Source organism: Nonomuraea sp. NPDC004354, from assembly GCF_053602555.1.
Map to the genome: position 1 here is coordinate 25,674 of NZ_JBSGDV010000008.1, position 19,940 is coordinate 45,613.

General features: G+C 69.3%; 21 protein-coding genes. 13 read left to right on the forward strand and 8 right to left on the reverse strand.

Annotated elements, in window-relative coordinates; translation table 11 throughout:
• Positions 1-42: 42 nt before the first annotated feature.
• Together ACWENQ_RS22725 and ACWENQ_RS22730 are read left to right on the forward strand one after the other, a co-directional pair.
• Positions 43-1,617: an MFS transporter gene (locus ACWENQ_RS22725; RefSeq protein WP_452415951.1), complete on the forward strand. Its 1,575-nt coding sequence runs from the start codon at positions 43-45 to the stop codon at positions 1,615-1,617.
• Positions 1,618-1,725: 108 nt separating this feature from the next.
• Complete coding sequence (locus tag ACWENQ_RS22730) at positions 1,726-2,406, forward strand: helix-turn-helix domain-containing protein (protein WP_452415952.1); 681 nt, start codon at positions 1,726-1,728, stop codon at positions 2,404-2,406.
• A 374-nt stretch (positions 2,407-2,780) separates the two neighbouring features.
• Here the strand turns inward: ACWENQ_RS22730 and ACWENQ_RS22735 are convergent, their stop codons facing one another.
• Positions 2,781-3,392 (reverse strand): TetR/AcrR family transcriptional regulator, encoded by a 612-nt coding sequence (locus tag ACWENQ_RS22735; protein WP_452415954.1) that lies wholly within the window; start codon positions 3,390-3,392, stop codon positions 2,781-2,783.
• Between the two features lie 184 nt (positions 3,393-3,576).
• Here ACWENQ_RS22735 and ACWENQ_RS22740 point away from each other — a divergent pair, with 184 nt between their 5' ends.
• The gene (locus ACWENQ_RS22740; RefSeq protein ID WP_452415955.1) at positions 3,577-4,962 is read left to right on the forward strand and encodes an MFS transporter; all 1,386 of its coding nucleotides are present in this window, start codon (positions 3,577-3,579) and stop codon (positions 4,960-4,962) included.
• A gap of 316 nt (positions 4,963-5,278) precedes the next feature.
• Here the strand turns inward: ACWENQ_RS22740 and ACWENQ_RS22745 are convergent, their stop codons facing one another.
• Positions 5,279-6,355 (reverse strand): LLM class flavin-dependent oxidoreductase, encoded by a 1,077-nt coding sequence (locus ACWENQ_RS22745; protein WP_452415957.1) that lies wholly within the window; start codon positions 6,353-6,355, stop codon positions 5,279-5,281.
• 518 nt (positions 6,356-6,873) lie between these two features.
• Between ACWENQ_RS22745 and ACWENQ_RS22750 the strand changes: the two genes are divergently transcribed.
• On the forward strand, positions 6,874-7,386 hold the full coding sequence (locus tag ACWENQ_RS22750) for a GDSL-type esterase/lipase family protein (RefSeq protein ID WP_452415958.1): 513 nt from the start codon (positions 6,874-6,876) through the stop codon (positions 7,384-7,386).
• Between the two features lie 592 nt (positions 7,387-7,978).
• On the opposite strand, the gene ACWENQ_RS22755 is transcribed toward ACWENQ_RS22750, so the two are convergent.
• The gene (locus tag ACWENQ_RS22755) at positions 7,979-8,539 is read right to left on the reverse strand and encodes a helicase associated domain-containing protein (protein ID WP_452415959.1); all 561 of its coding nucleotides are present in this window, start codon (positions 8,537-8,539) and stop codon (positions 7,979-7,981) included.
• A 94-nt stretch (positions 8,540-8,633) separates the two neighbouring features.
• Between ACWENQ_RS22755 and ACWENQ_RS22760 the strand changes: the two genes are divergently transcribed.
• Both ACWENQ_RS22760 and ACWENQ_RS22765 read left to right on the forward strand, forming a co-directional pair.
• Positions 8,634-9,179: an RNA polymerase sigma factor gene (locus ACWENQ_RS22760; RefSeq protein ID WP_449923188.1), complete on the forward strand. Its 546-nt coding sequence runs from the start codon at positions 8,634-8,636 to the stop codon at positions 9,177-9,179.
• A gap of 68 nt (positions 9,180-9,247) precedes the next feature.
• A complete protein-coding gene (locus ACWENQ_RS22765; RefSeq protein WP_452415960.1) occupies positions 9,248-9,859 on the forward strand; it encodes a hypothetical protein in 612 nt (203 codons plus the stop codon).
• Positions 9,860-9,920: 61 nt separating this feature from the next.
• Here ACWENQ_RS22765 and ACWENQ_RS22770 read toward each other — a convergent pair whose 3' ends face one another.
• From ACWENQ_RS22770 to ACWENQ_RS22785, 4 genes are all read right to left on the reverse strand, one after another.
• Positions 9,921-10,067: a hypothetical protein gene (locus ACWENQ_RS22770; protein ID WP_449923193.1), complete on the reverse strand. Its 147-nt coding sequence runs from the start codon at positions 10,065-10,067 to the stop codon at positions 9,921-9,923.
• A 146-nt stretch (positions 10,068-10,213) separates the two neighbouring features.
• The gene (locus tag ACWENQ_RS22775) at positions 10,214-10,789 is read right to left on the reverse strand and encodes a (R)-mandelonitrile lyase (RefSeq protein WP_452415962.1); all 576 of its coding nucleotides are present in this window, start codon (positions 10,787-10,789) and stop codon (positions 10,214-10,216) included.
• The gene (locus ACWENQ_RS22780) at positions 10,735-10,968 is read right to left on the reverse strand and encodes a carboxymuconolactone decarboxylase family protein (RefSeq protein WP_452415963.1); all 234 of its coding nucleotides are present in this window, start codon (positions 10,966-10,968) and stop codon (positions 10,735-10,737) included. The genes ACWENQ_RS22775 and ACWENQ_RS22780 overlap by 55 nt, the downstream gene beginning before the upstream one ends.
• A 249-nt stretch (positions 10,969-11,217) precedes the next feature.
• Positions 11,218-12,192: a helix-turn-helix transcriptional regulator gene (locus tag ACWENQ_RS22785; protein WP_449923199.1), complete on the reverse strand. Its 975-nt coding sequence runs from the start codon at positions 12,190-12,192 to the stop codon at positions 11,218-11,220.
• A 136-nt stretch (positions 12,193-12,328) separates the two neighbouring features.
• Between ACWENQ_RS22785 and ACWENQ_RS22790 the strand changes: the two genes are divergently transcribed.
• The 3 genes from ACWENQ_RS22790 (at position 12,329) to ACWENQ_RS22800 (ending at position 14,721) form a co-directional block, all read left to right on the forward strand.
• Complete coding sequence (locus ACWENQ_RS22790) at positions 12,329-12,724, forward strand: RidA family protein (protein WP_452416267.1); 396 nt, start codon at positions 12,329-12,331, stop codon at positions 12,722-12,724.
• A 201-nt stretch (positions 12,725-12,925) separates the two neighbouring features.
• A complete protein-coding gene (locus ACWENQ_RS22795; RefSeq protein ID WP_449923202.1) occupies positions 12,926-14,065 on the forward strand; it encodes a sensor histidine kinase in 1,140 nt (379 codons plus the stop codon).
• Entirely contained in the window at positions 14,062-14,721 is a 660-nt protein-coding gene (locus ACWENQ_RS22800) for a response regulator (RefSeq protein WP_452415965.1), read from the forward strand. Before ACWENQ_RS22795 ends, ACWENQ_RS22800 begins: the two co-directional genes overlap by 4 nt.
• Here ACWENQ_RS22800 and ACWENQ_RS22805 read toward each other — a convergent pair.
• Positions 14,691-15,434, reverse strand: a complete 744-nt coding sequence (locus ACWENQ_RS22805) for a DUF2306 domain-containing protein (protein WP_452415967.1) — start codon at positions 15,432-15,434, stop codon at positions 14,691-14,693. The two genes, ACWENQ_RS22800 and ACWENQ_RS22805, sit on opposite strands and share 31 nt — an antisense overlap.
• A gap of 207 nt (positions 15,435-15,641) precedes the next feature.
• Between ACWENQ_RS22805 and ACWENQ_RS22810 the strand changes: the two genes are divergently transcribed.
• The 4 genes from ACWENQ_RS22810 to ACWENQ_RS22825 all read left to right on the forward strand — a co-directional run bounded on the left by ACWENQ_RS22810 (position 15,642) and on the right by ACWENQ_RS22825 (position 19,937).
• Positions 15,642-16,628, forward strand: coding sequence for an NAD(P)-dependent alcohol dehydrogenase (locus ACWENQ_RS22810; protein WP_452415968.1), 987 nt, complete (start codon positions 15,642-15,644; stop codon positions 16,626-16,628).
• Positions 16,629-16,791: 163 nt separating this feature from the next.
• Entirely contained in the window at positions 16,792-17,493 is a 702-nt protein-coding gene (locus ACWENQ_RS22815; RefSeq protein WP_452415969.1) for a response regulator transcription factor, read from the forward strand.
• Entirely contained in the window at positions 17,490-18,947 is a 1,458-nt protein-coding gene (locus ACWENQ_RS22820) for a sensor histidine kinase (RefSeq protein ID WP_452415971.1), read from the forward strand. Before ACWENQ_RS22815 ends, ACWENQ_RS22820 begins: the two co-directional genes overlap by 4 nt.
• 162 nt (positions 18,948-19,109) lie before the next feature.
• Positions 19,110-19,937, forward strand: a complete 828-nt coding sequence (locus ACWENQ_RS22825; protein WP_452415973.1) for a VTC domain-containing protein — start codon at positions 19,110-19,112, stop codon at positions 19,935-19,937.
• Positions 19,938-19,940: the final 3 nt, after the last annotated feature.

Sequence of the window (19,940 nt, forward strand, 5' to 3'; positions counted from 1 at the left end):
CGTGCCCGAATTCTACACCGATTGATGCAAAAAGGAGTCCCGTTGCCCAGAGCCGTCTACGTCCTGGCCATAGGCATCTTCGCCATGGTGACCAGCGAGTTCGCCGTCGGAGGCTTGATGCCCGAGATGGCAGGCGGACTCGGCGTGACCATCTCCCAAATCGGCTATCTGATCACCGCCTTCGCGGTGGCCATGTCGGCGGGCGGGCCGCTGATGTCCGTCGCGCTGGTACGGATACGCCCGAGACCCGCACTCATGCTGCTTTTCGCGATCTTCCTGGCGGGCAATGTGCTCGCGGCGGTTGCGCCCTCGTACCCGATCATGATGGTCGCGCGCGTCATCACCGGCGTCGCCTCCCAGGCGTTCTTCGGAGTCGCCATCTCGGTGGCGGTCCAGCTGAGCCGCCCAGAGGTACGTGGCCGGGCTCTTGCCATCGTCCTGAACGGATTGATGCTCGGCACCCTGCTCGGGCTGCCACTGTCCACACTGATCGGCGGGCAGCTCGGCTGGCGCGCCGCCTTCTGGGCCGTCGGTGCCCTGACCGTCACCGCCGCACTTGCCACGATGATGGGCGTTCCCAGGCTCGGGCGTACTGACGGTGCCAACGGCAACTTCCGGCAGGAGATGGCGGTCTTCAGGAACGGCAGGCTGTGGTTGGCGCTGTCGACCAGCACCCTCATCATCGGCGCGACCTTTGCCGCCTTCAGCTATCTCAGCCCGATCCTCACCCAGGTCACCGGGTTCGCCTCGAGGTCTGTACCCCTCCTGCTCGTCGCGTACGGCGCAGCCACCGTGATCGGGAACTACATCGTCGGACGCCTGGCCGACAAGCACACCATCAGCGTCCTGCTGTCCGGGCTGATCCTCAACGCTATCTTCCTGGCCGGTTTCGCGCTGTTCGCTCACCTCAGCGTCCCCGCAGTCATTGCCATGCTGGGCGTCGGGCTGGTCGGAGTGACCATGAACCCGGCGATGGCTGTACGCATCCAGCGCGTCGGCAACCCGGGGCCGCTGGTCAATACCGTCCACGCCTCCTTCATAACCCTCGGGGTGATCATCGGTTCCTCGATCGGCGGGCTGGTCATCGACGGCTTCGACCTGCGAGCCCCCCTCTGGCTGGGCGTTGGGCTGGCCGCACTCGGGATCGCGTCTCTCCTGCCCGAGCTCAGCCGCACCAGGGCCCAGTCATCGACGGAGAGCCTCACAAGGAGCGCGTCGAAGCCGCCACCACCTACTGACGCGCCACACAAACCGCATCCACCACCCACCGAAGCGACGCACGGGCCGAACCGCACAACGGGCGGCCCGTCCGCACGAGAGCGCGGCATGCTGGGGTCTACTTGCCTGACATGGACCCTTCCTCACCACCTCCCTGCTGGAGCAGGCCCGCACCCACCCACCTGCCCTGTCGATGACCTCGACCTGCGCCTGGTCCTGGCACTCAACCACCTCATCGACATCGTCCTGGGTCGCTACCTGTGCAAGGCGCCATCGCCGACCGAGTGCGACCTCGACACCCTCATCGCCCTCGTCGCCCCGCCGTCCAGAACTACCTCACCAGCCCGCTGCCCACCGCCTCCGCCAACCAGCCCGCCAAACGGCTGCGGCCGCGCATAACTCCGTTACCGCCGGCGACTTTCGCCAGCGGAGCGGGAACACTCGGTGCGGGGCCAGTGAACGAGGCCAGCGCAGTGGTGTCATGGCCGGTCTGAAGGGGGACGGGTGATGGAAGCAGCCGCATCAGATGGTGATCCCGCCCCGCTGACGGGCTTCAGCGACGCCCAACGCCGGACGGCGATCGAGCGCTGGCGGCTGCTGCGGCCCCATCTCGAAGAGGGTGTCCCCCTTTCCCAGCTCGCCTCCTCCTGCGGAGTACCCGAGCGGACGCTGCGCCGCTGGCGCGCGGCCTACCAAACCGGCGGCCTGGCCGCTCTGGTGCGCCGTCCGCGCTCGGACCGCGGCCGGACGAAGATGCCCGAACCGTTGCGGCTACTCATCGAGGGCCTGGCGCTGCGGCCGCCCCGCAGAAGTATCGCGGTGATCCACCGGCAGGCCGCCAGCGTCGCCACCGCGCAGGGGTGGCCGATCCCCGGCTACTCCACCGTGCACGAGATCGTCCGCAACCTCGACCCGGCGCTCGTCGCGCTCGGGGTGGAGGGCACCAAACGCTACCGGGAGGTGTATGAGCTGGTGCATCGCAGGGAGGCGTCCAAGCCGAACCAGATCTGGCAGGCCGACCACACCGAGCTGGACCTGTGGGTTGTAGACCCCAAAGGCCAACCGGCCCGGCCGTGGTCCTCCGGCCCCGCCACACGGCGGGGCCGTGCCTTTGCCGGTCAAGGGATCATGTCTGGCCACGTAGCGCCAGAGAATCTCGGCCATTTATCGCCGGAATTTACAGGCTAACGATGCCTCGCAACGATCAATTCATGGCTTTGCGCTTCAGCGGGCGATTCCCGTCAGCTGGAGCGCTAAGTCACATGCGGCGATGTCCGAAGCGCGTCGCCGCGACGCTATGACTTGACGTCGGGCTCTTTGGGCGTCAGCCCCAGCTGGCGAAGCTGTGCTGGCCGCAGGGGCAGCCATCCGCCGGCGTCGAATCCGTCCCGTCTGCCTCAGTCGCCACGCGAAGATCATGATGGACGAAGCGTCAAGCATGTGCGCGAACCGTCAAAGCTCCCTAGGAACCAACCTGTCAAGGATGTCCCGGAACCACACAGTGACAGGCGAAAAAGCGATGACAGCAACAGGGCATAAGCGCCGCTCGCTCCCCGCGCCGTTCACACCCCACTGGCCCGGCAGCTTTGGGCCGGCTCGTCTACCCGGAGGTGGAGCCCGTCGAGCATGACGGTTAGAAGCTGATCACGGTGTGCGGGGGTCCGCTCCGCCGCCCAGGCGACTGAAGCGATCAGGGAGAAAAGGGCGGAGGCGTCGATATCGGGTCGGATCGTCTCTGTGTGCTGAGCTCTGGCCAGTAGTTGCGCCCCAGCGGCCTTGACGGCTTGGCAGGTGGCGTGGAGTTCGGATGTGGGGTCGGCGAGGCTCTCGACGAGAGCGTCGACCAGGCCGCGATAGGTCATGGCGTGCTCGACCGCGGCCGTCAGCCAGGTGGCCAAGGCCTGGTGCGGGGACGGGGAGGTGAGCAGCTCATCTGAGCGGGCTTTCAGGCCGCGCAGGCTTTCGCCCAGCAAGGCCTCCAGCAGTGCCTGGCGGGTCGGGAAGTGCCGGTAGAGGGTCACGTTGCCGACGCCGGCGGTGCGCGCGATGTCGTTCAAGGAGGCGCCAACGCCGTGTTCGGCGAAAGCCGTCCGGGCGGTCGTCAAGAGCCGCTCGTAATTGCGTCGCGCATCTTTGCGCCCTACGGGCCGGGTCTGCGTTGATCGATCCGCCACGGGACCCTCCACACGTTTGCTAAAACGAGGAACCTCCTCATATGTTAGCTCACCGAAAGCGAGGAACTTCCTCGTTTCGTTGCGTACCATCCTGAGGAGTGCCATGACCGAACAGAGAACGCACGTGGCGACAGCGAGATCCGGGCCCGCCGGCGCCTCCCGCCCGCAGCGCCACCCCGGCCTGGTGCTCGCCATCGTGCTGATCTGTCAGACGATGTTCATCCTGGACACCAACGTGGTGAACATCGCCCTCCCCGACATCCAGCACGACCTCGGCTTCTCTGCCGCCGGCCTGTCCTGGGTGCTCAATGCCTACATGCTGGCCTTCGGCGGTCTGCTGCTGCTCGGCGGTCGCGCGGGCGACATCGTCGGCCAACGACGGGCTCTCATCGGCGGGGTGGTCATCTTCACCGTCGCTTCACTGGCCGGAGGGCTGGCCACATCGGCTGGGATGCTGCTGGCGGCCCGTGCCGGTCAGGGGATCGGCGCCGCCATCGCCGCACCGACCGTGCTCGCCCTCATCACCGTAGGCTTCCCGGAGCCTGCACGCAGGGCGCGGGCGCTGGGGGCCTACGCGGCAGTCTCCGGTTCCGGCGCCGCGATCGGCCTCATCGCCGGTGGCATGCTCACCGACTGGATCTCCTGGCGGTGGGTGCTGTTCATCAACGTGCCGATCGGCATCGTCCTGCTGATCCTGGCCCCGCTGTTCATCACCGAGACCGATCGCCACCCGGGCCGCTTCGATCTGGCGGGTTCGCTGACCTCGACGCTTGGTATGACCGCGCTCGTCTACGGCTTCATCCGCGCCGCTGAGCAGGGCTTTGGCGACGTGGTCACGCTCGGCGCACTCGGCGTGGCCGCCGTCCTGCTGGTCCTGTTCGTGGCCGTCGAGTCCCGTGCCCGGCAGCCGATCGTCCCGCTGCGGCTGTTCGCTGACCGCAACCGCGCCGGCGGCTACGTTGTACTGCTGTTTGTCCTGGCCGCGGGCAACGGCATGTTCTTCTTTCTCACCCAGTTCCTGCAGCAGGTCCGCGGGTACAGCCCTCTGCAGGCGGGATTCGCCTTCGTGCCGCTGGCCCTCGCGATCCTGGCGTCTTCCGGCATGGCGGCCCGGCTGCTGCCGCGCCTGGGCGCCAAGACGCTGATTGCCGTCGGCGCCGCGGCGATCAGCCTGGCCCTCCTGTGGATGACGCAGCTGACGCCCCAGGCCGGGTACGCCACGGCGCTGCTCGGCCCCATGATGATCGCCGGTCTCGGCATGGGCATCTTGCTGGTAGGAGCCACCACCGTGTTGTCCTCCGGGATCCGAGCCGAGGATGCCGGCGCCGCCTCGGGCCTGCTCAATGTCATGCAGCAGATCGGCGGTGCGCTGGGGCTGGCCATCCTCGTCACGGTGTTCGGCGCCGCCACACGCGCTTCACGCGGACCGGCCCACCAGGTCCTCACCGAGGGAGTCACCACGGCCTTTACCGTCGCAGCTGCGTTCACCGCCAGCGCAATCCTCCTGGCCCTGACCATGAAGAACAGGCCGGCTCACACAGCCGAATCCGCGGAGGAGCTCACCCGATGACGTAGGGACCAACCTCAATCTGTGTCCCGACTCTCCGGACCTGCCAGGTAGTTGATCTACAGGTCTTCGGGGCTCGCTCGCCCCCAAAGCGGGAGTGCACGCCCTTGCCGGTCAGGAGGTGTGGTTCAGCGGCACAGGGCCGCGTCGACGGCTTTCTCCAGGTGCTCGATGGCTTGTCCGGTTTTCGGTTCGAGGGCCATCGTGACGCTGGCGGCGCGGCTTCGCGTGCAGAGCCATGTACGAATAGACGAGCAGAGCTGATCATCGAGACCCCACTACCGTTCTGTCTCATTCAGCGGAACGGATTCGGGTCCGCTCAGGTAAGGAGTTTCGCTAGCTGGGCCATCTCAGTGGGTGGGTCGATCACCGGCTGGATGAGAAGTTCGTCGATGCCGGCTTGTTGCAGGGTGGCGATGCGGGCGCGGAGGTCGTCGCGGGTGCCGACCAAGGCCAGGGTGTTCATCAGCGAGGGCAGGATCAGGTCGCGGTCCTGCGGTGCGATGCGTCCGAGGTAGTTGGGGTAGAGCTTGGTGTGCCGGTCGGGTGCGGTGGCGCTGGTGCCGCGCCGGTCCAGCAGTCGCCGCACCGTCTCGCGTTCGGCGGGGCCGAGCTGCTCGGCGAAGGCGGGTGTGTCGGCGGCGGTGTCGGCGGCGAAGGCCAGCAGCGACAGGACGAGGTGGCCGGTCGCGTCCCGGGCCGCGTCGCCGTGGGGGTCCTCGTCCTCGTCGAGCATGTGCAGCGCGGTGACCACATAGGAGTCCGCCCGAGGGTCCGTGCGGGAATCGGGGTCCCGGGGTGTCCCGCGGGCGGCGTTACGGCGGGCGTCGTGCAGCGCGTGCCAGGCGGTGGGGTCCAGCAGGCCGAAGGAGATCAGGCCGGTGCCGCGGCGGCCGGCGACGGCGGCGGCCTTCGGCCCCAGCGCGGCCACGACGAACTCGATCGGGTCAGCCGTGTTCACCTGCCCTCCTGCGTGCAGGAAACGGACGTCGCGAACCCGGTCACCTTCGCGGTACTCGATGGTGCGTCCGGCGCACAGGCCCTGCAATGCGGCGGTGAAGGTCTCCACCGTGGCCGCCGTGGTCGGCCGCATGCCCAGCGTGCGCCGGGCGGTGTTTCCAGTCCCGACCCCGCAGATGATCCGGCCCGGTGCCAGCGCGTTGAGGCTGGTGAGTCCACCCGCGGCGGCCGGCGCCGAGCGCAGCGCCGGTGAGGTCACGCCGATGCCGAGCCTGATGTGGCTGGTGGCCTTCGCACACAGGCTCAAGGCGACGAAGGCGTCGCCGTGGACCATCGGGGTGTCGTTGACCCAGAAACTGTGCAGGCCCAACTCCTCGGCCTGTACGGCGAGGTCCTCCACGCCTGGCTGTGCGGTGACCACGACGCCTGCACGCATCGAAACCTCCAGGGACGAGGATCCCAACGTACTCAGCTTGACAGCTCACCGGCTCTGCACTTCCAGGAGTACGCCGACAGCTGGCGCACTGTCGGGGCGATCGCCACGGGCGCGCCGGGACCTGGCCTCACCCCGGCCGCGGCCTGCCCGCCGGTCCGGAGCCGGAGACGGCACATGGATGAGCAGGCGCTCGGCAGCGGCCTCGAGCCCGCCTCCCGCCGCTGGTCCGTAGCTGCCGACGCAGCGCGAGGCCGAGGTGTACGCGCAGATCCCGGCTGTAGCGTGCCTTGGCCTGTGCGGGCCGATCGACTGCACCGGCGACATCGGTATGAGAGCACGGGGGCCGGCGTGCCCGTTCGGCTGTCAGGTCATCGAAGCGCGCCCGCTCCCCCGCGCCGAGGCCTTCGCCTTGGCCGACGCGCACCGACTGCCAACGGCTGGAGAGCGCACAAGGCCTCGGCTTCGGCTACCCGCTGCGCATCGCGGGCGAGTGGGGACTCCGGCACCCGGACCGGGCCGTGACCTGGCTGAACTCCGCCATCGCGGGCGACAAGGTGATGGACCTCGAACCCCGATGGCAGGCGGACGTGCTCGACGCGCGCCCCGACGTGGTGTCGATCCTCGTCGGCGTCAATGACGTCGGCTGGCACACGTACGCCCCGGACGGCTACGTGATCCCCGCGGAGGACTACGCGGCAGGTTACGACCGCCTGCTCGCGCCCCTCGCCGAGGCCGGCGCCGACCTGATCCTCATCGAGCCGTTCCTCCTGCCGATTCGCGGCCGTGTCGAGGTCGGCGACGCGCACCTCGGCGTAGAGGACCGGAAGAAGTGGCGCGCCGACCTGGACCCGAAGATCCAGGTCGTGCGCGAGCTCGCCCTCAAGTACGGCGCGCACCTGCTCGCCGCCGACGGCATGTTCGCCGAGCTCGCCGCGACGACCGGACCGGAGTACTGGGCTGCGGACGGCGTGCACCCGACGCCGGCCGGTCACGTCGCACTCGCGGAAGCCTGGTTGCGCCTGGTCGCGTGACCAGCCCTCGCGATCCCAGGCGGGCCCGCCGCTCGACGGCCCGCGGCCGGCGCCTGGGACGCTCGCCGGCGATGACCGCCGAGCAGGTCCGGCACGCCCGCGACCTGCTCGCCCGGCCGGAGGACACCGTCTCCTCCATCGCCCGCCTACTCGGCGTCGGCCGCTCGACCATCCACATGTACGGACGTCGGCGAGGTCGACGTGACAATGGTCTGCCGGCGTGTTGGCAGAGCAGGACCCTGCTCCCAGGGCGAATTCCTCCCTCCGTCGGAAGATCCGCCGGATTTCGCGAGCGAGAGTCGGCGCTCGCTTGAACCCCGGTCCACAGGATGGACGCTCAGTGCCCGCGAGCCGCCGCGCCGCTTTCCTGCCGGTGAACGCGAGCGCCTCGGGACAGACGGCCAGCGTGGTAGGCGGCGGGCCAGCTCGCCGACCCCTCTCTCCCATCCGGCCGGCGGCTCGGTCTCGGCGGCCTGATCGACGTCGCCAGCAAGGACTGGGCGAGCGTAGCGGCCAGCCGGCGGCCAGGCGGCCGCGCACCTGTCGACGAGGCTCGACGCCACCCGCATAGCGATGACCTGCACGAACACGGCTAAGCGCAGGATCCGGCTCGGATGTTCCTCAGCCCAGGGCCACGCGGCGGCTCGAGGGCAGGGATACGGTGCGAGGATGGCGCGCCTTCCCGTTGCCAGCCGATGATCGCCCAGGCCGGCACCACTCCGCCGGGCGACGGGGATCGGTGGGCGGTGGAGATGAAATGGGACGGCATCCGCGCGCTGCTGTACGTCGAGGACGGCCGGGTGCGGATCCGCAGAGTGCCCTTGCGCTTTTCGACACGTCGGGACTGCATACCGATCTTGTCCAGCGCGTCGATCAGGTCGGGAGTGAGCTTGCCCGCCTTCCGCGGGCTGCGCTGCCGGCTGATCCAGTCCTTGAGATAGTCGTTGTCGGGCTCGAGTCTGCCGGTGCTGGCGTGTAGCGCCTTGGCCTGCTCGTAGGCCTCTTGCCATTTCGCTTCGGCGGGCTCCCAGATGATGTGGAGGCGGTCCAGCATCGCGACGCGTTCGGCGGACAGGGCGCCCGCGGCGGCGTTCGCTGCGGCGGTGCGGATCAGCAGCGCTTCGGCGAAGCCGGGGTTGACGGCGCTGCCCATCACCTCGCAAGTCCTCCCGATCCTGAGCGGAAACGCTTTTCGTCGCTCGGTCCAAGTACGGGTGTAAGGCGAACGACGAAAGGGATTGCAGGCGATGCGCCTCAACGAAGACCCTGCGGCCTATGAGGCCTTTTATCGCCGCCACGTGGATGCCGTACTGAAATTCGTGGCCCGGCGGGTGAGGGACCCTCATCTCGCCGCGGACCTCACGGCGGACATCTTCCTGGCGGTCTTGGACTCGGCTCATACCTACGTCCCCGGCCGGGGCAGCGAAATCGCATGGCTGTACGGCGTCGCGCGCAACGTCGTGTCGGCCCAGCATCGCCAGGCGGCCAGGGAGGCGCGGGCCAACGGCCGCGTCGCGGGTCGCCGGCTGATGGACGACGACGATCTCGTCAGGATGGAGGAACGGATCGACGCCGAGCGCCACATGCGCTGTGCCCTCGAGGCCATGGCCAGGCTTTCCGAGGGCGAGCGCGCCGTGCTGGAGCTCGTGGCGATCGACCAGCTCTCCGTCGCCGAAGCCGCCGCGGCCCTGGGCATCAGGCAGGTGACCGCGCGGGTCAGACTGCACCGGGCCAGAAAGACCCTTGAAAACGTCGCTTCGCCAGCACCTGTGTACGTGGAAGGACAGGCATGAGCAATTTCGAAGAGCGCCTTCTCAGTGCACTCAAGGACGAAATCACGACGAGAACGGCGGAGGACAAGATGACCACTGTTACACCGGTTCAGCGCGGCTCGCGGCGGCGCTTCGTAGGGCTGTCCGCCGCGGTGGCGGGGGTCGCGGCGGCCGCCACCGCGGTGGTGCTCATGACCGGTATCGCGGGCGCCCCGGCATACGCGGTCACCAAGGGCGCGGACGGCGCGGTCAGCGTGCGGATCAACTCGTTCACCGACCCCGAAGGGCTGGAGGCCGAGCTGGCCGCCAACGGCGTCAAGGCGGTCGTCGACTACCTGCCTGCGGGGCAGACCTGCCAGGAGCCGCGCGGCCAGCGCAGCAGCATGACCGGGAAGTTCGCGACGAGCATCGGCTCGGAGGGCAACGGGATGTCCTTCAAGATCGTGACCGGGCAGGTCCCGGAGGGCGAGACGCTCGTGCTGGCCGTGTCCAGGAGCAAGGACGGCGACGACAAGCCGCCGTTCGCGACCTCGCTGCAGGTCGTCAAGGGCGCGGTCGCGCCGTGCGAGGCCACCTCGGCGTCGGAGCCGACGGCCGACGGCTCCGGTGGCACCAACGAGAGCAAGGGCGACGATTCCGGTCTGAGCTCCAAGAACGACGGCGAGGACAACGGTCCCAGCCTGAACGAGGAGACCAAGTAGCCCCTCTACTCACCAGGGCCGGCGGTCCTTCCCCACATCACGCATCGCCGGCCCACCCGGATCAGCGGCGGTTCTTGGCCGGCCACCGGAACGAGGCAGGGCGGCCAAGCGGGTAGGGGGCATCGCCGTCGGGCGTGGCGATCACCCCGATCGGCTCGTTCACCAGACGAGCCAGGTCATTCACGTCGTACCAGTCGGCTCGGTCCATAGTCGAGCAGCCTACGCCTGTCCATAAAAGAGGACGAGGAGGCGTCGATCTCCACGCATGGCGGATACTCCCTTGCTCGATTCGGTCGGTTCTGGTCTCGGGGGACCTGCGGCCCCAGGCCGTCCAAGGTCGGGTGGCCGGGGATCTCAGGTGAGGTGGTCGGTGGGAGGGCTGGTGTATTCGGCGTCGGTGACGTGGTCGAGCCAGGTGACCTCATCGCCTTCCCACAGGGCGATGTGGGTCATGAACTGGTCGGGGGCGGCGCCGTGCCAGTGCTCTTCACCGGGCGGAGTCCAGATGACCTGCCCGGGGTGGGCTCGGAGGATCGGGCCGCCCCGGGACTGGATCAGGGCGATCCCCTCCACGATGTACAGGGCCTGGCCCCTGCCGTGGGAGTGCCAGGCAGTGCGGGCGCCGGGCGTGAAGTGCACAGCGTTCGCCCGCATCGCGGAGGCGTCGTGGCCTCGGTAGATGACGTCGGCGAAGGCGTCGCCGGTGAACCACTCGGCCGGCAGCTTGCCGGTGGCGGGACGCTTCAGCAGCTCCATGATGTTTGTTCCTTTCGCAGGACGGGCCGGTCGGGCGCGAAAGAGATCTTTGGCGACCGTCATGGCGGACATGGCGCGGGGCCAGCCGGGGTAGAAGGCCAGGTGGGTGATCGCTTCGATCAGCTCGGCCTCGGTGACGCCGTTGTCGGTGGCCGGGCCCAGGTGGAAACGCACTGCTCGGTGCTGCCGCTGGTGACCGGGCTCGCGACCGTGACCAGGGACCGGTCACGGGCCGACAGGGCGGGACGCTCCCACACCTGTCCGAACAGGACCTCGTCGGTGAAGTGCACCAGCTGCGGAGCGAAGTCACCGAACATGCGGGCGGCACCCGAAGGCCGCTCGTCGCCGGACATGGTCATTCCCCCCTGTGAGGTTGAGAGTTGTGGTGGATTGCCGCCCGGCCGGGTGGTCGGGAATCTCGACAGGCAATGTCCTCCCTCGACATGCTCGTCTGTGCAGGTCAGGACGGCTGTGAGGCACGCCGGGCCGTCATGCGGGTGAATGGACTATGACCGTCTACCGCAAGGCGGCGCCGCGCGTTGTGCATGCGTCGTTCGGCGCTTGGCGCCTACCAGGCGGCGGCCCGGAGAAGGCGGCAACTCTCAGGACGACGCTCCGTAGCGGGTGGCGATCGCGGCGGCGCGGTCGCGCAGGGAGTTGCGCAACCACTGCGGGGCCAGGGCTTCCGCGTTCGTGGCCAGCTGCCACAGCGCCCATTCGGCGTGTCTCGGATCTTGGAAGGTCACCTCCAGCCGCAGCCGGCCGTCCGAGTCGAGTTCCTCGGCGAGGACGGCCAGCGCGGTGCCCACCAGGTCCTCCCGCCGCGCCGGGTCCACCCGTACCAGCACGGTGACCTGGTCGCCGCCGGTCCGAAACTGCGTGCTGCGTTGCCGCCAGACCCGGTCCAGATCGACCCGGTCCGGCCGCTGTGCCGGTTCGGGAAGTTCCTCGGCGGCCAGGACCCGGGACAGCCGGTAGGTGCGGTCCGCGCCGGACCTCGTGGCCAGCAAGTAGCCCTGGTCGCGTACGGTGACCAGGCCGATCGGGTCCACCGTGCGCCACTTCGGGGTCTGGTCCACAGCCGCGTAGTGGATGCGCAGTCTGTGTCCGGCGAGCACCGCGCGCCGGACCTCGGCCACTACGGCGTCAGGCACCTCCTCAGCGACCAGCCGACGCGAGAGGAGGTCGGTCTCCGGGTCGATGAGCAATCGCTCGGCCGCGCCGGCCGCGGTGTCCCGATAGCTTTCGGGTAGCGCGTCAACCACCTTGAGCATCGCCGAAGCGAGCGCCGAGCCGAGGCCGAATGCCTGCGCGCCGCGCCGCGATCCGGCGATCAGCAGGGCAAGGGCCTCGTCGTGGTTCAGTCCGGTGAGCTCGGTCCGGAAGCCGGGCAACAACGCGAAACCGCCGTGCCGGCCGCGTTCGGCGTAGACCGGGACGCCGGCTGCGGACAGCGCCTCGATGTCGCGCAGCACGGTGCGGGTGGATACCTCCAGCTCGCGGGCCAGCGTGGCCGCGGACAGCCGGCCGTGCTGCCGCAGCAGCAGCACCAGCGAGACCAACCGGTCAGCGCGCATCCAAAAACCCTACAGGGATACACGACACAGGATGTCGTGATTTGCCGGGAGGCTTGGCAACACGACGTCAAAGGCGGTGGCTACCGAGCCGACGGACGTCCGTAATGTCGACGAATCCGATGGAGCTGATATGGCAGTGGAGCGAACGGCGGTCAACCCGTGGCCGTGGTCGGTGGAGCTGGGCTACAACCAGGGTGAGGTCGTCTCCGGGCACACCCGGACCCTGTACTGCGCCGGGCAGACCGCGATGAGCGGCGACGGCAAGCCCCAGCATGCCGATGACATGGCGGCGCAGTTGGCGCTGAGCATCGACAACCTGGAGGCCGTGCTCGGCGAGGCCGGCATGTCCCTCGCGAACCTCGTCCGGCTCACCGTCTACACCACCGACGTCGATCGGCTCTTCGAGCACTACGGCGTGCTGGCGTCGCGGTTGGGCGCCGCCGGGGTGGCACCGGCCACCACGATGCTCGGGGTGACACGGCTGGCGATCCCCGACCTGATGGTCGAGCTCGAGGGGACCGCCGTCGAGTGATGCGACCTCGCCGCCTCCGGCAGGGCTGCCCGAGGCGGCGAGCCCGGTTCGCCTACGAGCACCACCCCGAGCTACGCCGGCTCCAGTACGCCGAGGACGACCGCCAGGGGGTCGGCAAGCGCTCCCGCCGTAACGTCCGATCCCGCGGGAAATGTGAACTTGCTCTTCGGGCTGGACAGGGGCACTCGTTACCATGATTTGGTGCACGGCCTCCTTCGCTCCGTGTGGAACGAGCCACGTCCCCCCGACCCGCCGCCGCGGGTGTGGCGGGACTGGGCGCTCGTGGGTGTCCTCGTGCCGATCGCGGTTCTCGAAGGAGTCCTGCGGCCGGACCTTCCGTGGCGGGCCGTCTCGGTGCTGGTCACCCTCGGGCTGGTGCCCACGTTGTTGTGGCGCAGGACCAGACCGCTGCCGATGCTCGCGATCGCCTTCGGAACCACGAGCCTGGCCCCGCTGTTGACGGGCGGCGAGTCTCCGGAGACGTACACGATGGTGTACCTGCTGTTCCTGGTGTACGCGTTGTTCCGGTGGGGGTCGGGACGCGAGGCCGCGGCCGGGTTGGCGATCATGCTCGTCGCTGTCCTCCTCTCGATCGTTTTCGACCGCATCGTCCTCGCCGACGCGGTGGCGGCGTTCGCGGTCATGTCGTCGGCCATCGCACTGGGCGTGGCGTTCCGGTACCGGGCCAGGGCGAGGATGCGCGAGCTCGACCAGGTCAAGCTGCTCGAACGCGAACAGCTGGCCCGCGACCTGCACGACACCGTCGCTCATCACGTCTCGGCGATGGCGATCCGCGCGCAGGCGGGCATCGCCACGTCGGCGTCGCGGCCGAACGCCGCGACCGAGGCACTCCACGTGATCGAGGCGGAGGCGGCGCGCGCCCTCGCCGAGATGCGCACCATGGTCCGGGTCCTTCGCCAGGACCAGCAGGCGGACCTGGCGCCCGGACGGGGCGTCGCCGATCTCGAACGGCTCGCGAGCCAGGGCCCCTCCGTCCCGGCCGTCGACGTGGAGATCTCGGGCGACCTCGACGACCTTCCCCCGCTGGTCGGGGCCGCGCTGTACCGCCTGGCCCAGGAGTCGGTCACCAACGCCAGGCGGCATGCGCGCCATGCCACCCGCATCGTGGTCCGCGTCGCCGCCGACGACACGTCGGTGCGCCTGCGCGTGAGCGACGACGGCGACAGCAGCCTCCTGCGCCAGACCGGGTCGCCGGGGTACGGGCTCATCGGCATGATCGAACGCGCCGACCTGCTCGGCGGCACCTGCGTCGCCGGCCCCGACCCCGACCGGGGATGGACGGTGACCGCGGTGCTGCCTCGAACCAGGTCGGCGACATGAGCATCCGGGTGATCGTCGCCGACGACCAGGAGATCGTCCGTACCGGGCTCTCGATGATCCTCGACGCCCAGCCGGACATCGAGGTCATCGGCGAGGCGGCCGACGGGCGGCGAGCCGTCGAGCTCGCGCGGCGCCTGCGCCCGGACGTGTGCCTGTTCGACATCCGCATGCCAGGCCTCGACGGCATCGAGGCGACCCGTTCCCTCGCCGGGCCGTCCGTCGAGGACCCCCTCGCCGTGGTCGTCATCACCACGTTCGATCTCGACGAGTACGTCTACGCCGCCCTGAGGGCCGGCGCCCGCGGGTTTCTGCTCAAGAACGCCGGCGCCCACCTGCTCTCGCAGGCCGTCCACGCCGCCGCCAACGGCGACGCGCTCATCGCCCCGAGCATCACCGCCCGGCTGCTCGGCGCCTTCGCCCGCACCGGGCCCGCCTCTCCCCCGGCGCACCCCGTCGAGGTGCTCACGGACCGTGAAGAACAGATCCTGGCCACCGTGGCACGCGGGCGAACCAACAACGAGATCGCCGACGAGCTGCGCATCTCACTCAGCACCGTCAAGTCCCACATCGCCAGCCTCATGGCCAAGCTCGGCGCTCGCAACCGCGTCGAGATCGTCATGTGGGCCTACGAGACCAACCGTGTCCAGCGGTCCTGAGAAGGGCGGGTCCCGCCGCGGATGATCCGTTCGGCCACGGCGAGATTGATCACCCAGCTGCCGCCCAGGAGCAGCGCCCTGGAGATCTCACCGGGCGTGCCGATGAGCAGGAACCAGAGCGCCAGCACCACCGCCTGCGTGCCCGCGCCCAGGCCGATCGCGTAACCACGGACCATCCAGGCGCGGTGCCCGGCGACGTCCCGCCGCCGGATCGCGGCCAGGCCCAGGGCAAGGGACAGGACCATGGCCGCGCCGAACACGAGCCGGAAGCCCGCGAGGAGTGCGCCGTCACCCTCGGGGCGAGGATAGAACAGGGACATCCACAGCCCCGCCAGCGCCGCGAGGAGTCCACACGGAACCAGCAGCCGCCCGGCGACACGGTGCCAGCCCGGCCTCCGGCGGCGGAACCCCGCCGCGAACTGGAAGGCGCCCAGCACGCTGTACACACAGGCGCCGATGATGTGGAGCACCACGGGCAGGGGCGCCGCGAAGAACCGTCCGTTCTCCGGCGTGATCGCCGCGCCGCCGGCAAGCTCGGTCAGGCGCACGGCACCGGCGACCACGGGAACGGCGCCGAGCACGATCAGCGCGGTCGGCACGAGCCACCCCGCCCTCGAGGACGGGGCTGTGGCCTCGCTCCGGCCGTCCTTCAACCGGCCGGCTCGCGACGGCTGCGGCAACGGCTGGCGTCCCGCCGGGCTCTCGTCGGTCATGCCCTCGATCGTGACGGCTGAGGCGACGGCGGGTCATCGGCAGAACGGCCCTGCCTGACCTGGCCGATCGTCCGCCAAACGGGCGTACTTTCGGCTGATGAGCCCCCTGACCACGCCTTCTACGCTGATTTTCACGACACGCCGTCGATGCGGGAGCGTGACGGCCCCCGATGGAAGTCCGCACTCGCCGTGGATGAGGAGAATGTGATGAAGGCGTTCGTCCTGCGCTCGTACGGCTCGCCCGACGTCCTGGATCTCACCGAGATCGAGACGCCCGTGCCAGGCGACGACGAGGTGCTGGTCCGGGTACGCGCCACCTCCGTCCAGCCGTACGACTGGCACTTCATGAGAGGCGAGCCGTACATCGCGCGCCTGATGGGCGGCGGCCCCGGACTGCGCAGGCCGAAAATCAGCGTCCTGGGCGCCGACGTGGCGGGGCAGGTCGAGGCGGTCGGCAAGGACGTGACAGAGTTCCGCCCCGGCGACGAGGTGTTCGCGATGCCCAAGCAGGGCGGCTTCGCCGAGTACGTTTGCGTCCGGGAAGGCGAACTGGCATCTCGACCGACGAACCTGTCGTTCGAGCAGGCGGCCGCGGTACCGATGGCCGCCGGCACCGCCCTGATCGGACTGCGCGACCAGGGACGCGTTCAGCCGGGGCAGCGTGTGCTCGTCAACGGAGCCTCAGGAGGCGTGGGCACGTTCGCCGTGCAGATCGCCAAGGCGTTCGGCGCGAAGGTCACCGGCGTCTGCAGCACGCGGAACGTGGACCTGGTCCGGTCGCTCGGCGCGGACGAGGTCATCGACTACACCCGAGAGGACTTCACCCGGAACGGGCAGCGCTACGACCTGCTGCTGGACGTCGCGGGCGGCCATCCGGGAGCGGCATGCCGGCGGGCGTTGACCCCCGAGGGCACCTACGTCGTCGTCGGCGGGCCCGCCGGCCGGTGGGTGCGACCCGCCGGCCGCATGTTCTCGACGCTCGCGGTGTCGCCGTTCGTGTCCCAGAGGATGGCCTTGGCGGACGTGGTCCGCTGCACGCAGAACAAGCGGAACCTGCTGACGCTGACCGAGCTCATCGAAGACGGCAAGGTCACCCCGGTCATCGACCGGGTCTACCCGTTCGAGGAGATCCCTGAGGCCATCAGATATCAGGAAGAGGGGCACGCTCCGGGCAAGGTCGTCGTCGCGTCCTGAGACCAGGCCCGACGGGTGTCGATCCCCCATCAAGCGCCTGCCCTGCTGCGTTGGTTCACCAAGCACGCCGCCAGGGCTCGCTACCATCATGAGTCGGCGCCCGCGGGAACCCGTGGGCGCCGACTCACACCTTTCTCTCACCGCGAGCACGTAGAACGATGTCGTGAACGAACAACCTTCCGCGAAAGTGCTGGTCGTCGATGACGAGCCGAACATTCGCGAGCTGCTGTCGGAGGCTCTGGAACTGAACGGCTTCGCCGTACGGACCGTCGCGGACGGCCGCCAGGCGCTGGAAGCGGTGGCCAGGGAGCGGCCCGACATCGTCGTACTGGACGTGATGATGCCCGGCCTGGACGGGTTCGCGGTCGCGCGCAGGCTGCGCCAGGCCGGTGACAGCCCCATGGTGCTCTTCCTGACCGCCAAGGACGCGGTGTCCGACCGGATCGCGGGACTGACCGCCGGTGGCGACGACTATGTGACCAAGCCCTTCAACCTGGAGGAGGTGGTGCTGCGGCTGCGCGCGATCATGCGCAGAACGCGTCCGGCGGAGGAGCAGAGCGACGACGGCGTGCTGCGCTACGCGGACCTGGAGCTCGACGAGCAGGCCCACACCGTGCGGCGGGCCGGGCGGGCGATCCACCTGTCGCCAACCGAGTTCAGCCTGCTGAGATACCTGATGATCAACGCCGAACGGGTGGTCAGCAAGGGGCAGATCCTCGACCGCGTGTGGGACTACGACTTCGACGGCGAGAGCAGGATCGTCGAGTCCTACATCAGCTATCTGCGGCGAAAGATCGACGCCGTGGGCCCGCCGCTCATCCACACGCTGCGCGGTGTGGGTTACCGGCTGCAGGGGCCTTCGTGAGACCGGCCTGGCCCCTGCGGCATCGGTTGCTGGCCGCGCTGCTCGGCCTGTGCGCGGCCGGCCTGGCGGCCTTCGCCACGGCGAGCCTGCTGCTCCTCGGTCACTCGCTGCAGGCCAAGATGGACGCTCAGCTGACCGAGGTGGCCGCCACCTTCGGCAGGCGCCCGGTACCTCCTCCGCCGCCGGTCGACGTGAGCCGGGGCGCCGAGCTCCCGACGCAGTTCAGGATCGCGTTCTACACCCCCTCCGGCAACCTGCTGCGCAGCCTGCCCCTCGAAACAGCCGACGGGCCGGCCATTCCCGCCTCGGTGATCTCCGCGGTCCCCCGAGGTCCCGTCGACGTGTCCGCCAGGACGGGGCCGGACCAGTGGCGCGTGCTGGTGAAGATCCTGCCTGACGGCGCCCGGGTGGCGGTGTCGATGTCGCTGGAGCCCAACCGGGCGACCGTGCACCAGATCCTGATCATCGAGGTCGCGGTGGGCGGCCTGGTGCTGCTGCTGCTCGGTGCCCTCGCTCTCGCCGTGGTACGGCTGGGGCTGCGCCCGCTCACCCGCATGGAGCGCACCGCCGAGGCCATCGCGGGCGGCGACATCGACCGCCGGGTCAACGACACCGACCCGAACACCGAGACGGGACGGCTCGGCAGGGCGCTCAACATCATGCTGGAGCGCCTGGCGACCGCGCTGCGCGAGTTCGAACGCTCCGAACGGCGCTTGCGTCATTTCGTCGCCGATGCCTCCCACGAACTACGCACGCCGCTCACCTCCATCCGGGGCTTCGCCGAGCTCTACCAGCACGGCCAAGGTTCCAGGGACCCGGCGGCCGAGCGGCTGCTGCGCAGGATCGAGGCCGAGGCCGCACGCATGGGTGTGCTGGTGGAGGACATGCTGCTGCTGGCCAGGATGGACCAGGAGCCCGCGCTGGAACCCACCATCGTCGACCTGCACGTGCTGGCCGGGGACGTGGTGCACGCCGCCCGGGCCCGCGACCGCGAGCGGCCGATCCGGCTGATCGTCTCCGACGAGCCGGTGTTCGTGCTCGGCGACGAACACCGGCTGCACCAGGTCATCGCCAACCTGGTCGGCAACGCCATCCAGCACACCCCTTCAGGTGCGGAGATACAGGTCAGAATCGGCCCGCGCGCGGTCGCCGGGGTTCCCGCGTCCGGGGTCGTGCACGCCGGAACCGGACCCGTCCCCCATGTCAAAGCCGCGCTGATCGAGGTATGCGACGAAGGGCAGGGCATCGACCCCGAGCACCTGCCGCACCTGTTCGACCGCTTCTACCGGGCCGACGCGGGCCGCTCCCGCGACAGCGGCGGAACGGGCCTGGGCCTGGCCATCGCCGCGGCGCTCGTGCAGGCGCACGGCGGCCGGATCGAGGTGACGAGCACTCCAGGCCGCGGCACCACCTTCCGCGTCGTTCTACCGCTTGAGGAGCCTCAGGACGCCTGAGAACACCGGCCGTTCGCCTTCACGTCGGACGCGATTCACACATTATTCCCAGCTTCGTGCTGTCAGATGTGTGCCGACGAAAGGAGGGACATGCTGAAAAGGTTCCGTCAACCAGCCGTCTCCCCAGCTGGCAGCGGCGATCAGCCAGTGTCCGGCGCGGAGATGGACGGTGACCAAGGTCACCGGCTGCGGGCCCCGAGCAAGCTGCACGCCTTCAACCGATACGAGATCAAATACCTCGTGGACGTGTCCGAGGCGGCCGCGCTCCGGGAGGAGATCGAGCAGCGCCTCGATCGCGACCGTCACAGCGGCGACACGGGCTACGGCGTCTGGAGCGTCTACTACGACACCCGGCAACTGCGCTTCTACTGGGAAAAGATCGAAGGTTTGAAATTCCGCAGGAAGCTGCGGGTGCGCCACTACGGCGACCGGTTCACCGTGAAGGACGACACGCCGGTGTTCATCGAGATCAAGCAGCGGGTCAACCGGGTCACGCAGAAGCGCCGGGTACGCCTGCCGTACCGGGACGCGCTGCGCCTGTGCGACGGACGGCAGATGGTCGAGCACGGCCCTTCCCAGCGGGCCTTCCTGGAAGAGGTGCTCGACCTCGTGCTCCGCCTGGACCTGCGGCCCGTCGCGATGACCGGCTACCAGCGGCACGCCTACATGGGCCGCGACGCCGACGTCGGCCTGCGCGTCACCTTCGACCACCGCATCCGCGGCCGGGACCGGGACTTCCACCTCGGCGCCGACACCGACAACCGGCTCATCGTCCCCGCCCGCAAGTCGATCGTGGAGGTCAAGGCCAACGACCGCGTGCCGTACTGGCTGACCGACCTGACCGCCAAGCGGAACCTGCAGGTGGTACGGGTCTCCAAGTACTGCCAGAGCGTGGAGGCCCACGGGCTGGTCCCGCGTTCGATCTTCCATGTTCCTGACCACGATCTCGATCTCGGCCGCGACAGGTCGACCATCCTCTCGGAGGCCTGACCC